The 14,084-nt window shown below is 74.3% G+C and carries 14 protein-coding genes; 10 read left to right on the top strand and 4 right to left on the bottom strand.

Annotation, left to right across the window (positions count from 1 at the left end; all coding sequences use genetic code 11):
• The first annotated feature begins 182 nt into the window (after window positions 1-182).
• Together rplQ and truA are read left to right on the top strand one after the other, a co-directional pair.
• Window positions 183-746, top strand: a complete 564-nt coding sequence (rplQ, locus tag K7G61_RS17940; protein WP_225847878.1) for a 50S ribosomal protein L17 — start codon at window positions 183-185, stop codon at window positions 744-746.
• Window positions 747-842: 96 nt separating this feature from the next.
• Window positions 843-1,700 (top strand): tRNA pseudouridine(38-40) synthase TruA, encoded by an 858-nt coding sequence (gene truA, locus K7G61_RS17935; RefSeq protein WP_225847877.1) that lies wholly within the window; start codon window positions 843-845, stop codon window positions 1,698-1,700.
• Window positions 1,701-1,746: 46 nt separating this feature from the next.
• On the opposite strand, the gene K7G61_RS17930 is transcribed toward truA, so the two are convergent.
• Window positions 1,747-3,111: a hypothetical protein gene (locus K7G61_RS17930; RefSeq protein WP_225847876.1), complete on the bottom strand. Its 1,365-nt coding sequence runs from the start codon at window positions 3,109-3,111 to the stop codon at window positions 1,747-1,749.
• A 138-nt stretch (window positions 3,112-3,249) separates the two neighbouring features.
• Here K7G61_RS17930 and K7G61_RS17925 point away from each other — a divergent pair, with 138 nt between their 5' ends.
• From K7G61_RS17925 to glmM, 4 genes are all read left to right on the top strand, one after another.
• Window positions 3,250-4,896, top strand: coding sequence for an ABC-F family ATP-binding cassette domain-containing protein (locus K7G61_RS17925; protein WP_225847875.1), 1,647 nt, complete (start codon window positions 3,250-3,252; stop codon window positions 4,894-4,896).
• Between the two features lie 337 nt (window positions 4,897-5,233).
• The gene (gene rplM / locus K7G61_RS17920) at window positions 5,234-5,677 is read left to right on the top strand and encodes a 50S ribosomal protein L13 (RefSeq protein WP_225847874.1); all 444 of its coding nucleotides are present in this window, start codon (window positions 5,234-5,236) and stop codon (window positions 5,675-5,677) included.
• Window positions 5,678-5,716: 39 nt separating this feature from the next.
• On the top strand, window positions 5,717-6,232 hold the full coding sequence (gene rpsI, locus K7G61_RS17915) for a 30S ribosomal protein S9 (RefSeq protein WP_225847873.1): 516 nt from the start codon (window positions 5,717-5,719) through the stop codon (window positions 6,230-6,232).
• Window positions 6,233-6,520: 288 nt separating this feature from the next.
• Window positions 6,521-7,879 carry a phosphoglucosamine mutase gene (gene glmM / locus K7G61_RS17910; RefSeq protein ID WP_225847872.1) on the top strand — a complete coding sequence of 453 codons (1,359 nt, stop codon included), beginning with the start codon at window positions 6,521-6,523 and terminating at the stop codon, window positions 7,877-7,879.
• Between the two features lie 15 nt (window positions 7,880-7,894).
• On the opposite strand, the gene coaA is transcribed toward glmM, so the two are convergent.
• Window positions 7,895-8,869, bottom strand: a complete 975-nt coding sequence (gene coaA / locus K7G61_RS17905) for a type I pantothenate kinase (RefSeq protein WP_225847871.1) — start codon at window positions 8,867-8,869, stop codon at window positions 7,895-7,897.
• Between the two features lie 177 nt (window positions 8,870-9,046).
• On the opposite strand from coaA, the gene K7G61_RS17900 reads away from it, so the two are divergent.
• The gene (locus tag K7G61_RS17900) at window positions 9,047-9,415 is read left to right on the top strand and encodes a holo-ACP synthase (protein WP_225847870.1); all 369 of its coding nucleotides are present in this window, start codon (window positions 9,047-9,049) and stop codon (window positions 9,413-9,415) included.
• A gap of 13 nt (window positions 9,416-9,428) precedes the next feature.
• Here the strand turns inward: K7G61_RS17900 and K7G61_RS17895 are convergent, their stop codons facing one another.
• Entirely contained in the window at window positions 9,429-9,689 is a 261-nt protein-coding gene (locus K7G61_RS17895) for a Txe/YoeB family addiction module toxin (RefSeq protein ID WP_225847869.1), read from the bottom strand.
• On the bottom strand, window positions 9,686-9,943 hold the full coding sequence (locus K7G61_RS17890) for a type II toxin-antitoxin system Phd/YefM family antitoxin (protein ID WP_225847868.1): 258 nt from the start codon (window positions 9,941-9,943) through the stop codon (window positions 9,686-9,688). Before K7G61_RS17890 ends, K7G61_RS17895 begins: the two co-directional genes overlap by 4 nt.
• Before the next feature lie 118 nt (window positions 9,944-10,061).
• Between K7G61_RS17890 and K7G61_RS17885 the strand changes: the two genes are divergently transcribed.
• From K7G61_RS17885 to K7G61_RS17875, 3 genes are all read left to right on the top strand, one after another.
• The gene (locus K7G61_RS17885; protein ID WP_225847867.1) at window positions 10,062-11,501 is read left to right on the top strand and encodes an NAD(P)H-hydrate dehydratase; all 1,440 of its coding nucleotides are present in this window, start codon (window positions 10,062-10,064) and stop codon (window positions 11,499-11,501) included.
• Window positions 11,502-11,691: 190 nt separating this feature from the next.
• Window positions 11,692-12,870 (top strand): alanine racemase, encoded by a 1,179-nt coding sequence (gene alr / locus K7G61_RS17880; RefSeq protein WP_225847866.1) that lies wholly within the window; start codon window positions 11,692-11,694, stop codon window positions 12,868-12,870.
• Window positions 12,871-12,875: 5 nt separating this feature from the next.
• On the top strand, window positions 12,876-14,081 hold the full coding sequence (locus tag K7G61_RS17875) for an alpha/beta fold hydrolase (RefSeq protein ID WP_225847865.1): 1,206 nt from the start codon (window positions 12,876-12,878) through the stop codon (window positions 14,079-14,081).
• The last annotated feature ends 3 nt before the right edge of the window (window positions 14,082-14,084 follow it).

Genomic DNA, 14,084 nt, shown 5'->3' with positions numbered 1-14,084 from the left:
CAACAGCCCCTTCGGGACGGTCGCGGCGTGCCGGCCTCGTTGTGGCCGGTCGCGCTGGGGGCGCCCCCTCCGGGGGACCCCGCGCCCCTTCGGGGCGCAACCGGAATTCCGGGTCTGCGGCCGCAGGCTCGGCACTGACATCGGTACCTGGTACGGCCGGTGCAGCGTAGAAGGAGAAAGACATGCCTCAGCCCGCCAAGGGTGCCCGTCTGGGCGGCAGTGCCGCGCACGAGAAGCTGCTGCTCGCGAACCTCGCGAAGTCGCTGTTCGAGCACGGCAGGATCACCACCACCGAGGCCAAGGCGCGCCGGCTCCGCCCGGTCGCCGAGCGCCTGATCACCAAGGCGAAGAAGGGCGACATCCACAACCGTCGCCAGGTGCTGCAGACGATCACGGACAAGGGCATCGTGCACACGCTCTTCACCGAGATCGGCCCGCGGTACGCCAACCGCCCCGGTGGCTACACCCGCATCACCAAGATCGGCCCGCGGCGTGGCGACAACGCGCCCATGGCCGTCATCGAGCTGGTCGAGGCGCTGACCGTGCAGCAGTCCGCGGTCGGCGAGGCCGAGGCCGCCACCCGGCGTTCCGCCAAGGACCGGGCCGGCGACGAGGCCGCCGCCGAGTTCAAGAAGGACGAGCCGGTCGAGGACGCCAAGCCGGAGGCCGCGGAGGAGGCCGAGGACGTGCAGGACGCCGTCCCCGCCACCGCCGAGGAGTCCGACGAGGAGTCCAAGGACGCCTGAGCGTGCCCAGGACGGGCCCGTACCCCAGGGGGGTGCGGGCCCGTTCCGCATGGTGGCGTACGAGGTGGAGCGGTGGCGAAGAGCGAGGAGCGAGGTGTGAGCGACGACCCGGCACCCGGGTTCGTACGGGTACGGCTGGACCTGTCGTACGACGGGGCCGCCTTCTCCGGGTGGGCCAGGCAGCGGGCCCGGCGGACCGTGCAGGGAGAGCTGGAGGACGCGATCCGGACCGTGCTGCGGCTGGACGAGCCGGTGGAGCTGACGGTGGCCGGCCGTACCGACTCCGGCGTGCACGCCCGCGGCCAGGTCGCGCACGTGGACCTGCCGGCCGAGGTGTGGTCACGGGAGCGCGACAGGCTGCGGCGGCGGCTGGCCGGGCGGCTGCCCTGGGACGTACGCGTCTGGCGCGCGGCCGAGGCGCCGGCCGGCTTCAACGCGCGCTTCTCGGCGGTCTGGCGGCGGTACGCCTACCGGGTCGGCGACCACCCGGGCGGCGTGGATCCGCTCATGCGCGGCTACGTCCTGTGGCACGACCGGCCGGTGGACGTGGACGCCATGAACACCGCCGCCGAGCTGCTGCTCGGGGAGCACGACTTCGCCGCGTACTGCAAGAAGCGGGAGGGCGCCACGACCATCCGCACCCTGCTCGACCTGCGCTGGGAGCGCACCGCGGACGGGATCGCGGTGGCCACCGTGCGGGCCGACGCCTTCTGCCACAACATGGTCCGCGCCCTGGTCGGCGCGATGCTGCTGGTCGGCGACGGCCACCGGCCCGTGGGCTTCCCCGGTGAGGTCCTGGCCGGCCGCGTCCGCCACTCCGCGGTCAACGTCGTGCGCCCCCACGGCCTCACCCTCGAAGAGGTCGGCTACCCCCCGGACGACCAGTTGGCCGCCCGCAACCGCGAGTCCCGCAACATCCGCACGCTGTCGCCGTCGCCTCCCAGCACCTGCTAGTGCCGCCTTTGCCGGCGGTCCGCGCAGGCGCGGACCGCCGCCGGCGTCAGTTGCGGGACGGGTCCGCGGCCGCCGCGTCGCGGCCGCGCTGGATGATGCGGTCGAAGGCGAAGTTCGAGGTGTCGTTCGCGGCCTGGAGCGCCGGGGACGTCGTGGGGCCGCCGAGCGTCTTGCCGTTCTTCAGGCCGGAGATCGTGAAGTAGGCGTAGCGGGCGACCGCGTTCGATGTCATCTGGCAGGCCACCGCGTGGCAGAAGTCGCCGACGCCGCCGCCGTTGAGCGGCGCGATGTACTGCGCCGTCTTCTGCAGCTTGGCCGCGTGCGCGGTGTCGTCGAAGACGGCCACGCCCACGGTGACCGCGTACTGGCCGCTGACGTAGGTCGCGCGGATGAGCTTGCGGCACTTGTTCGCCGCCAGCGCGCCGGACAGCGCGGAGCGCGCGCCGGTGGCGCAGTGGGTGGTGACGGCGGTGCTCGTCTTGACGTACGTGTGGCCGTTCATCGTGAACCGCTTGCCGGGGAACAGGCTCGCCGGGGTGAGCGGCGCCTTGTCCTTCGCGGGCGTGCGGAGGTAGTCCAGCGGGTTGGCGGGCGGCGGCGGGGCCACCGAGCTGAACGTCGGCGCCGGTGGCAGCGGCTGCGTACTCCCGGCACTCGCCGAGGTCGTCGGCCCGCCGCCGGCGGTGTTCGAACTCTTGCCGGACATGACGACGGCGGTCGCCACGCCTCCCGCGATGACCGCGACGGCCACGATCCCGCCGGTCAGCATCATGACCTTGCGCCGCTTGGCGCCGGACTCCTGCGCCTGGGCCAGCGACTCCCAGTCCGGGGTGCCCGGGCTCTGCGCCCCGACCGGCGGCCGCGCGGCGGGAGCGGGCGCGGCCTGGGGCGGGAACGGGGTCTGGGACGGCGTGTTCGGGCGGGACGGCCCGCCGCCGAAGCCGCCCGCGCCCGGCGGGGGCCCGGCGGGTCCGCCCGGGCCGGGACCGGTGGGCCCGGAAGGCGCGGGGCCGCCCTGCCGCGGCATCCCGCCGGAGGGCCCGTAACCACCCGGCTGCTGCGGGGGCTGCGGCTGCTGCGAGGGCTGCCCGGGGCCGGGGCCCTGCCCGCCCTGGGGGCCGCCCTGGCCATGGGGCTGTCCCTGGCCCTGCGACTGGCCCTGGGGCTGGCCTTGGGACTGGCCCTGGGGCTGGGGCGGGGGCCCGGCGGGGCCCTGCCCCTGCCAGGACTGCTCGGCCGCCGGGCCGGCCGGCGGCCCGAAGCCCTGCCGCGGGTCGGCCGGCGCTGCCGGGTAGGACCGCGCTTGCGCCGACCGTGAGGGGATGACGCGTCCCTCCAGGACCTCGCGCCTGCTCTCGGCGGAGCCGGAGCGGGGGTCCTGCGGGAGCTGCTGCCCGGGGCCTTCACTCATGCCGCGCATCATATTGCCGGACCGCCCCCCTCCATACGGTCGGCCGCGTACCGCCCGTACCGCCCCGTGCCCGGCCCCCACCCCACCGGCCGGGAAAAGCAGTTGGGGTGTGCATCCGGTCCGGGGAGAATCCCGCTCATGGGTCATGTCGAAGCAGCGCACGTCGAGTACTACCTGCCGGACGGGCGGGCGCTGCTGGGCGACGTCTCGTTCCGGGTGGGCGAAGGTGCCGCGGTGGCCATGGTGGGGCCGAACGGCGCGGGGAAGACCACCTTGCTGCGGCTGATCGCGGGCGAGCTGGCCCCACACGGCGGGACGGTCACCGTGAGCGGCGGCCTCGGCGTGATGCCGCAGTTCGTGGGCACCGTCCGCGACGACCGCACCGTCCGCGACCTGCTGGTCTCGGTGGCCCATCCGCGGATCAGGGAGGCGGCGCGGGCGGTGGACGCCGCCGAGCTGGCGATCATGGCGCAGGACGACGAGCCTGCCCAGATGGCGTACGCGGCCGCGCTCGGCGAGTGGGCCGAGGCGCGGGGCTACGAGGCCGAGACGCTGTGGGACATGTGCACCATGGCCGCGCTCGGCATGCCGTACGACCGCGCCCAGTGGCGCGAGGTCAAGACGCTCTCCGGCGGCGAGCAGAAGCGCCTGGTGTTGGAGGCCCTGCTGCGCGGCCCCGACGAGGTGCTGCTGCTGGACGAGCCGGACAACTACCTGGACGTCCCCGGCAAGCGCTGGCTGGAGGAGCAGCTGGCGCGGACCCGGAAGACGGTCCTGTTCGTCAGCCACGACCGCGAGCTTCTCGCCCGCAGCGCCGAGAAGATCGTCAGTCTGGAGACCGGTCCGGCCGGCACCACCGCCTGGGTGCACGGCGGCGGCTTCGGCACCTTCCACGAGGCCCGCAAGGAGCGCTTCGCCCGCTTCGAGGAGCTGCGCCGCCGCTGGGACGACGAGCACGCGAAGCTCAAGGCCATGGTGCTGCGGCTGCGGCAGCAGGCGGCCAACAGCCCCGACATGGCCTCGCGCTACCACGCCGCCCAGACCAGGCTGCGCAGGTTCGAGGAGGCGGGCCCGCCGCCGGAGCCGCCGCGCGAGCAGGACATCCGGATGCGGCTGCGCGGCGGCCGTACCGGGGTACGGGCGGTGACGTGCGAGCGGCTGGAGCTCACCGGCCTGATGAAACCGTTCGACCTGGAGGTCTTCTACGGCGAGCGGGTCGCGGTGCTCGGCTCCAACGGCTCCGGCAAGTCCCACTTCCTGCGGCTGCTGGCCGGCGACCGGGGCGTCGCGCACACCGGCTCGTACAAACTGGGCGCCCGGGTCGTGCCCGGGTACTTCGCGCAGACCCACGGGCCGCATCCGGGGCAGGAGGCCGAGCGCCCCCGGCCGGCCGGGCAGAGCCTCGTCGACGTGCTGTGGACCGAGCACGCCCGCGACCGCGGCCGGGCGATGTCCGTACTGCGGCGCTACGAGCTGGAACGCCAGGGCGACCAGCCCTTCGACAAGCTGTCGGGCGGCCAGCAGGCGCGGTTCCAGATCCTGCTCATGGAGCTGCGGGGCAGCACCGCCCTGCTGCTCGACGAGCCCACGGACAACCTCGACATGGAGTCCGCCGAGGCGCTCCAGGACGGCCTGGACGCCTATGACGGCACGGTCCTCGCCGTCACGCACGACCGCTGGTTCGCCCGCTCCTTCGACCGCTTCCTGGTCTTCGGCGCGGACGGGGTGGTCCGCGAGACCGCCGAGCCGGTCTGGGACGAGCGCAGGGTCGAGCGCGAACGGTAGGACGCGAGCGGCAGGACGCCGGTCGCCGGGCGTCGGTCGCCGGGCGCCGGTGGCGGCCGGCGGCCGGGCCCGGATGCGAGCCGGGCCCGGATGCGAGCCGGGCCCGGACGCGAGCCGGGGTCGTTTTGACCCGCGCGGGCCGTGAACGGTATTCTCGGGCTTCGTTATGCGTATTGGCTTGCTCTATCTCACGTGAGGGGCCCTTACGCCGGTCCACCGGGCCGATGGACAGCGGCGGGTGCGCGGGTTGCGTCCCCGAGTACCGCCCAGGCTGTCGTGATCGTCCGGGTGGCCTTGTCAGGACCTTGACCTCTGAGAAGAAGCGAAGGCTACGACCGTGCGTACGTACAGCCCCAAGCCCGGCGATGTGAAGCGCCAGTGGCACGTCATCGACGCCCAGGACGTCGTCCTGGGCCGGCTCGCCTCCCAGGCCGCCGTCCTCCTGCGCGGCAAGCACAAGCCGATCTACGCCCCCCACGTCGACACCGGTGACTTCGTCGTCATCATCAACGCCGACAAGGTGCACCTGAGCGGCAACAAGAAGACCCAGAAGATGGCCTACCGCCACTCCGGCTACCCCGGCGGTCTGCGCTCGGTGCGTTACGACGAGCTGCTGGCGAAGAGCCCCGAGAAGGCCGTGGAGAAGGCCGTCAGGGGCATGCTTCCCAAGAACTCCCTGGGCCGGCAGATGCTCACCAAGCTGAAGGTCTACGCGGGTGACCAGCACCCGCACGGCGCCCAGCAGCCGGTGCCGTTCGAGATCACCCAGGTCGCGCAGTAGTCCCGGCCACCGTCTACCGGAAAGAATTCGAGGAGCATCGTGGCTGAGACCACCGCCGAGTCCCCTCTCGAGGGCGAAGAGACCTACGACGAGATCACGACCTTCGAGTCGGAGGCCGTCGAGTCCGAGTACACCTCCGAGTCCCTCGCCTCCCGCTTCGGTGAGCCGCAGCCGGCCGCCGGCACCGGCCGCCGCAAGCGGTCCATCGCGCGCGTCCGCATCGTCCCGGGCAGCGGCAAGTGGAAGATCAACGGCCGCACCCTGGAGGGGTACTTCCCCAACAAGGTGCACCAGCAGGAGGTCAACGAGCCGTTCAAGGTCCTTGAGCTGGACGGCCGTTACGACGTCATCGCCCGCATCGCCGGCGGCGGCATCTCCGGCCAGGCCGGTGCGCTGCGCCTGGGCGTGGCCCGCGCGCTCAACGAGGCGGACGTCGACAACAACCGCGGCCCGCTGAAGAAGGCCGGCTTCCTGACCCGCGACGACCGCGCGGTCGAGCGGAAGAAGGCCGGTCTGAAGAAGGCCCGCAAGGCGCCGCAGTTCAGCAAGCGCTGATCGCCTCCGGCGGTCACCCGGACCTGCCGGGGGACCCCGGCAGGTCCGTCGTCGCCCCGGAGGCAGTCCGATGCCTCCGGGGCGTTCGCATTCGGGGCGTTCCCGATCGGCGCTTGTCCGTTCGGGGACGTTCCCCTGCGGGGCGTTCCCGTTCGGGACGTTCCCGTGCGGGGCGCTTCCGTCCGGGACCTTCCCTTGCGGGGCGTTCTCGTCCGGGGGGCGCCGCCCGCGTCAGCCCCGCCGTATCACCGAGCCGCACGACAACGCGCACCTTTCGGAGGAACAACTGTGGGACGACTCTTCGGCACCGACGGGGTGCGCGGAATCGCCAACGCCGACCTGACGGCGGAGATGGCACTGGGCCTGTCGGTCGCGGCGGCGCACGTACTGGGCGAGGCGGGCACGTTCGCGGGGCACCGGCCGGTGGCCGTGGTGGGGCGCGACCCGCGGGCCTCGGGCGAGTTCCTGGAGGCCGCCGTGGTGGCGGGCCTGGCCAGCGCGGGCGTGGACGTCCTGCGGGTCGGTGTGCTGCCCACCCCGGCGGTGGCGTATCTCACCGGCGCGCTGGGTGCCGACCTCGGCGTCATGCTGTCCGCCAGCCACAACGCCATGCCGGACAACGGTGTCAAGTTCCTGGCCCGCGGCGGCCACAAGCTGGACGACGAGCTGGAGGACCGGATCGAGGCGGTCTACGCCGAGCACCGCACCGGCGCCCCCTGGAACCGCCCCACCGGCGCCGGCGTCGGCCGCGTCAAGGACTACGACGAGGGCTTCGACCAGTACGTCGCCCACCTCATCGGGGTGCTGCCCAACCGGCTGGACGGGCTGAAGGTCGTCCTCGACGAGGCGCACGGCGCCGCCGCCCGCGTCTCGCCCGAGGCGTTCTCCCGGGCGGGCGCCGAGATCGTCACGATCGGCGCGCAGCCCGACGGCCTGAACATCAACGACGGCTGCGGCTCCACCCACCTGGGCCCGCTCAAGGCCGCCGTGGTCGAGCACGGCGCCGACCTCGGCATCGCGCACGACGGCGACGCCGACCGCTGCCTGGCCGTGGACGCCTCCGGCCAGGAGGTCGACGGCGACCAGATCATGGCCATACTGGCGGTGGCGCTGCGCGAGCGCGGCGCCCTGCGCCAGAACACCGTGGTGGCCACCGTGATGTCCAACCTCGGCTTCAAGCTGGCGATGGAACGCGAGGGCATCGACCTGGTCCAGACGGCGGTCGGCGACCGCTACGTGCTGGAGGCCATGAAGGAGCACGGCTACGCCCTCGGGGGTGAGCAGTCCGGCCATGTCATCGTGCTGGACCACGCCACGACCGGCGACGGCACGCTCACCGGCCTGCTGCTGGCCGCCCGCGTCGCCGCCACCGGCCGCCCGCTGGCCGAACTGGCCACGGTCATGGAGCGGTTGCCGCAGGTCCTGGTGAACGTCCGCGATGTCGACAAGAGCCGCGTCGGCTCCTCCGCGGAACTGGCCGCCGCCGTCACCGAGGCCGAGACGGAGCTGGGCGCCACCGGCCGCGTCCTGCTGCGCTCCTCCGGCACCGAGCCGCTGGTCCGGGTCATGGTCGAGGCGGCCGACATCGACCACGCCCGCGCGGTCGCCCAGCGGCTCGCGGACGTGGTGAAGTCCGCGCTGGGCTGAGGGCCGCGGCCCGCCTCAGAGCTTGCGCAGCGACAGCCGCCGTACCTTGTGGTCCGGGCCCTTCCTCAGGACGAGGGTGGCCCGGCCGCGGGTCGGGGCGATGTTCTGCACCAGGTTGGGGCGGTTGACGGTCCGCCACATCCGCCGTGCGTAGTCCAGGGCCTCGTCCTCGCCGACCTCGGTGTACCGGCGGAAGTACGAGGACGGGTCCTGGAAGGCGGTGTCGCGCAGCGCGCGGAACCGCTCCAGGTACCACCGCTCGATGTCCTCGGCGCGCGCGTCCACGTACACGCTGAAGTCGAAGTGGTCCGCCAGGCCGATCCTGGTCCGCCCGTCCTTGCCGGGCAGGGCGGGCTGCAGGACGTTGAGCCCCTCCACGACGAGGATGTCGGGACGGCGTACGGTGAGCCGCTCGCCGGGCACGATGTCGTAGCTCAGGTGCGAGTAGACGGGGGCGCTCACCTCGGCCTTGCCCGCCTTGACGTCGGCGACGAACCGGGTCAGGGCGCGGCGGTCGTACGACTCGGGGAACCCCTTGCGGGACATCAGGCCGCGGCGGCGCAGTTCGGCGTTGGGCAGCAGGAAGCCGTCGGTGGTGACCAGTTCGACCCGGGGGTGCTCCGGCCATCTGGCCAGCAGCGCCCGCATCAGGCGGGCGGTGGTGGACTTGCCGACGGCCACGCTGCCGGCCACCCCGATGACGAACGGCGTGCCGGGCTGGTGGGGGCCCCGCCCGTTCGCGTCGCCGCCGAGGAAGGTGTTGAGGGCGCCGCGCAGCCCGCTGTGCGCGGCGATGTACAGGTTGAGCAGCCGGGACAGCGGCAGGTAGACGTCCACCACCTCGTCCAGGTCGACCACGTCGCCGAGGCCGCGCAGCTCCTCCACCTCGCCGGCGGTCAGCGGCAGCGGCGTACGGTCGCGCAGCGCGCTCCACTGTTCCCGGGTCAGATCGACGTACGGGCTGGTGGGGGCGCTGTCGGGCGAGGTCATGCCAGGAGTTTTCCACAGGCCGCGGCGCCAGGTGACGGGCGGTGCGGGGCGCGGGCCTAAGCTGGCCGGTATGTACGGGATCGTGGAAGACATGGGCGCCGGGCGCGCTTGTGGCGTGGTGCGGGCCGGCGGCGACGCCGGCCGGTTCGGCCGTCTCGCGGGGCCGGTGACCGCCGGGTGATCGTCGGAGTCGGGATCGACGTGGCGGAGATCGGCCGCTTCGCCGAGGCCCTGGACCGCACCCCGGGCATGGCCGAGCGCCTGTTCAACCACGACGAGCTGCACCTGCCCAGCGGTGACCGCCGGGGCATCGCCTCCCTGGCCGCCCGTTTCGCCGCCAAGGAGGCCCTGGCGAAGTCCCTGGGCGCCCCGCCGGGCCTGCACTGGCTCGACGCGGAGGTCGTCACCACCTCATCGGGCCGCCCCCACCTGATCGTCCGCGGCACGGTCGCCGCCCACGCCGCCGCCCTGGGTGTGACGACCTGGCACCTGTCGCTGAGTCACGACGCGGGCATCGCCTCGGCGGTGGTGATAGCGGAGGCGTGAGGGTGTGGGTCCGTCAGTTCCCGTAGTGGTAGCGGCAGGCGGCGACGCGGATCTCGTCCTCGTCGATTCGGTACACGAGGCGGTGTTCCTCGGTGATCCGCCGAAACCAGTAGCCGTGGAAGCCGTGCTTGAGCGGTTCGGGCTTGCCGATTCCTTCGTTGCCGTTGCGGGCGATGTCCGCGATGAGGACGTTGATCCGCTTCAGGACCTTGCGGTCCTGGGTCTGCCACCACTGGTAGTCCGCCCACGGCGTTTCGTCGAAGACGACCTTCACTCGTCGTCCACCAGTTCGCGAGGCGTGCCGCCGCCGTGCTCGAGTCGGTCGATCGAGGCGAGCAGGCGCCGGGCGTTGGCCGGGCTCCTCAGCAGGTACGCGGTCTCCTTCAGCGACTCGTACTCAGCGAGTGACACGATCACGGCCGGTTCATGTCCGGCGCGCGTGATGACGACTTCCTCGCGGTCGTCGTTGACCGAGTCGAGTACTTCGGCGTACCTGGCGCGCGACTCGGAATACGTCATGGTCTTCATGGGACACCTCCTCGTGTACGGAAAATTGCACAACCAGCCTCCCGGGCTGCCGGGCGCGCGGGCGGGCCCGGGGCCCGGCGGGGAAGATGGGGGGATCCGGAGTCCGGGAGGTCGGTGGATGAGGTACGGGCACAGCGTGGCGGTCGTGCGGGAGGCCGAGCGGGCGCTCATGGGACGGTTGCCCGAAGGGGCGTTGATGCAGCGGGCGGCGGCCGGGCTGGCCGCGGTGGGCGCGCGGTTGCTGGGCAGGGTCTCGGGCGCGCGGGTGGTGGTGCTGACCGGGAGCGGGGACAACGGCGGGGACGCGCTGTACGCGGGCGCCCGGCTGGCGCGGCGCGGGGCCGCCGTCACGGCCGTGCTGCTCAGCCCGGAGCGGGCGCACGCCGGGGGACTGGCGGCGCTGCGGGCCGCGGGCGGGCGGGCGGTCGGCCCGGAGCAGGGGGAGGCCCTGATCGACCGGGCGGCCCTCGTGCTCGACGGCATCACCGGTATCGGCGGCAAGGGGGGCCTGCGGCCTGCGGCCGTGCCGCTCGCCGAGGCCGCGCACCGGTCCGGGGCCGCCGTCGTCGCCGTCGACCTGCCCAGCGGCGTGGACGCCGACAGCGGCGAGGTGCAGGGGGCGGCCGTCCGCGCGGACGTCACCGTGACCTTCGGGACGTACAAGCCCGCCCATCTCATCGACCCGGCCGCCGGGTTCGCCGGCGCACTCCACCTGGTCGACATCGGCCTGGGCGGCGACCTCGGCGCCCCGGACGTCGAGTCGCCGCAGCACGCCGACGTGGCCGCGCTGCTGCCGCGTCCGAAGGGCGAGAGCGACAAGTACCGGCGTGGCGTCATCGGTGTCGTGGCCGGCTCCCCGCGCTACCCGGGGGCGGCCGTCCTCGCCGTGTCCGGGGCGCTGCGGGCGGGCGCCGGGGCCGTGCGGTACGTGGGCGCCGGCGGCGACGCGGTGCTCGCCCGGCACCCCGAGACGCTCGTGTCGAGCGGTTCGCCGCACCAGGCGGGCCGCGTGCAGGCGTGGGTGGCCGGCCCCGGCCTCGGCGACGAGGCGGACGCCCGCCGGGCGGTGGCCGAGGTGCTCGCCTCCGACGTGCCCGTCCTGGTGGACGCCGACGGGCTGCGGCTGATGGACGCCGACGCGGTACGTGGCCGGGCCGCGCCCACCGTCCTGACCCCGCACGCCGGGGAGGCGGCCGCCCTCCTGGGGTGGGCGCGCGAGGAGGTGGAGGCGCGCCGCCTGGAAGCCGTTCGCGCGCTGGCCGCGCGGCTGCGCGCCACCGTACTGCTCAAGGGCTCCACCACCCTGATCGCCGATCCGGACCCGGCTGTTCCGGTTCGCGTCAATCCGACCGGTACGCCCTGGCTCGCCACCGCCGGCAGCGGCGACGTGCTGTCCGGCCTGACCGGCTCGCTGCTCGCGGGCGGCCTCCCGGCCCTGGACGCCGCCTCCTGCGGCGCCTACCTGCACGGCCTCGCGGCCCGCCTCGCCGAGGGGCCGTTGTCGGCGGCGGACGTGGCCGAGGCGGTCCCGGCTGCCTGGCGCAACGTGTGCGGCTGACGGCCGGCCGGCGGACGCGGCAAAGGCGCCCGCCGGCCGACCGCACCCTGTGCGGCGAGTGGGCCCTGTACGAGCACCGCCTCCCGTGCCGCGCCGCGTCCTGCCGTCAGGAACCGGCCGCACCCCCGCCGCCCGCGCCCTGTGGACAGGCGTCGCCGCCGGGCGGCCCGCGCCTGAGACACTGTCCGTGATGAACGGCACGAACGGCACCACGAACGGCACCGGCCCCACCCGCGTCCCGCCCCCGCGCGCCTGGGCGGCCATCGACCTGGCCGCGCTGCGGGCCAACGTCGCCGCGCTCCGGGCCAAGGCACCCGGCGCGGCGTTCATGGCCGTCCTCAAGGCCGACGCCTACGGGCACGGCATGGTGCCCTGCGCCCGCGCCGCGCTGGAGGCGGGCGCGCAGTGGCTGGGCGTGGCCACGCCCGAGGAGGCGCTCGCCCTGCGCGCGGCCGGGCTGGGCGGCCGGGTGCTGTGCTGGCTGTGGACGCCCGGCGGCCCGTGGCGCGAGTGCGTGGCGGCCGACATCGACGTGACGGTCAGCGCCCGCTGGGCGCTGGAGGAGGCGGTGGCGGCGGCGCGCGCGGCCGGCCGCACCGCCCGCGTCCAGCTCAAGATCGACGCGGGCCTGGGGCGCAACGGGGCGCAGCCCGCCGACTGGCCCGACCTGACCAGGGCCGCCCGCGCGGCCGAGCGGGACGGCCTGATCAAGGTCACCGGCGTGTGGGCGCACTTCTCCTGCGCCGACGAGCCCGGCCACCCCTCGATCGACCGCGAACTGGGCATCTTCCGCGAGGCCGTCGACCGCGCCGCGGACGCCGGCCTCGAACCGGAGGTCCGGCACATCGCCAACTCGCCGGGCACCCTCACCCTCCCCGAGTCCCACTTCGACCTCGTGCGCCCCGGCGTGGCGATGTACGGGATCTCGCCGGTGCCCCAGGTCGGCGCCCCGGCGGACTTCGGGCTGCGGCCGGTGATGACGCTCTCCGCCCGCCTCGCCTCGGTCAAGCGGGTCCCCGGCGGCCACGGCGTCAGCTACGGGCACCAGTACGTCACGCCGGGCGAGACCACCCTCGCGCTGGTCCCCGTGGGGTACGCGGACGGAGTGCCGCGGCACGCCTCGTCCGCGGGCCCGGTGCTGGTCGCCGGAAAGTGGCGGACGATCGCGGGCCGGGTGGCGATGGACCAGTTCGTGCTGGACCTCGGCGGCGACACCGCGGAGCCCGGCGACGAGGCCGTCCTCTTCGGCCCCGGCGACCGCGGCGAGCCGACCGCCGAGGACTGGGCCCGCGCCTGCGGCACCATCGCGTACGAGATCGTCACCCGCGTCGGCTCCCGCGTACCGCGGATCCACCTGGACGGGCGCTGAGCGCCGTGGCCGAGGCGAAGTGGGAGCGGGCCGGGCTGGTCGGCGCCGCGATCGGGGTGGTGGCGGCCGGGGCCGCCGCCGGCATGGCGATCGAGCGCGCCACGGTGAGCCGTTCGGTGCGGCGCGAGGCCCGTCTCGCGCTGGACGCCGCGGGGCCGTACGGGACGCTGCGCGGCGCCCCCGGCACCACCGCGGCCGAGGACGGCACCGAGCTCTACTACGAGGTCGAGGACGCCGCCGAGCCGCCGGCGCCCGCCGTACCGCAGCGGCGCGGCAGGGGCTGGCTGCGCCGCCCGGCCAAGGGCGCCGCCCCGCAGGTCCGGCCGGTCACCGTCGTCTTCTGCCACGGCTACTGCCTCAACCAGGACTCCTGGCACTTCCAGCGCGCCGCCCTGCGCGGCGCCGTGCGGGCCGTCTACTGGGACCAGCGCAGCCACGGCCGCAGCGAGCGCGGCCGCGACCAGGCGGCGGGCGGACCGGTCACCATCGACCAGCTCGGCCGCGACCTGAAGGCCGTGCTCGACGCCGCCGTGCCCGAGGGACCGGTGGTCCTGGTCGGCCACTCCATGGGCGGCATGACCGTCATGGCCCTCGCCGACCAGTTCCCCGACTACGTCCGGGAGCGGGTGGCCGGTGTCGCCTTCCTGTCGACCTCCGCGGGCAAGCTCGCCGCCGTCACCCTGGGCCTGCCGGCCGCCGGGGCCAGGGCCTTCCGCCTCCTCGCGCCGGGCCTGCTGCGGGTGCTCGGCCGGCAGGCCGAGCTGGTGGAGCGGGCGCGCGGTGCCACCGCCGACCTGTTCACCGGGGTCGTCAAGCGGTACTCGTTCGGCTCGGACGACGTGGACCCGGCCGTCCAGCGGTTCGCCGAGCGGCTGATCGAGGACACGCCGATCGACGTGGTCGCCGAGTTCTACCCGGCGTTCACCACCCACGACAAGGCCGAAGCGCTGGCCGGGTTCGACGCTTTGCCCGGGCTGGTGCTGGCGGGGGAGAAGGACCTGCTCACCCCCAGCGCGCACAGCGCCGAGATCGCCGAGAAACTGCCCGGCGCCGAGCTGGTCGTCATCGACGGCGCGGGCCACCTGGTCATACTGGAGCGGCCCGACCTGGTGAACCGCGCGCTGGCCGCACTCGTCTCGCACGCCTGCGACGCGGTGCGCGCTCCCGTTCCTCAGGGGCTTCGCGACCTCACAGCGGCGGCCGACAAGTAGCAT

Origin of the sequence: Streptomyces sp. HPF1205 (assembly GCF_020400825.1) — a bacterium.
Lineage (GTDB): Bacteria > Actinomycetota > Actinomycetes > Streptomycetales > Streptomycetaceae > Actinacidiphila.
The sequence above is the reverse complement of the archived record's forward strand: the minus strand, read 5'-3'. Positions and strand labels throughout refer to the sequence as shown.

What these genes read in the sequence shown, in the direction of transcription:
- rplQ (WP_225847878.1), top strand. Translation starts at nt 183, where the DNA reads ATGCCTCAGCCCGCCAAGGGTGCCCGTCTGGGCGGCAGTGCCGCGCAC.
- K7G61_RS17930 (WP_225847876.1), bottom strand. Translation starts at nt 3,111, where the DNA reads ATGAGTGAAGGCCCCGGGCAGCAGCTCCCGCAGGACCCCCGCTCCGGC.
- K7G61_RS17925 (WP_225847875.1), top strand. Translation starts at nt 3,250, where the DNA reads ATGGGTCATGTCGAAGCAGCGCACGTCGAGTACTACCTGCCGGACGGG.
- coaA (WP_225847871.1), bottom strand. Translation starts at nt 8,869, where the DNA reads ATGACCTCGCCCGACAGCGCCCCCACCAGCCCGTACGTCGATCTGACC.
- K7G61_RS17890 (WP_225847868.1), bottom strand. Translation starts at nt 9,943, where the DNA reads ATGAAGACCATGACGTATTCCGAGTCGCGCGCCAGGTACGCCGAAGTA.
- K7G61_RS17885 (WP_225847867.1), top strand. Translation starts at nt 10,062, where the DNA reads ATGAGGTACGGGCACAGCGTGGCGGTCGTGCGGGAGGCCGAGCGGGCG.
- alr (WP_225847866.1), top strand. Translation starts at nt 11,692, where the DNA reads ATGAACGGCACGAACGGCACCACGAACGGCACCGGCCCCACCCGCGTC.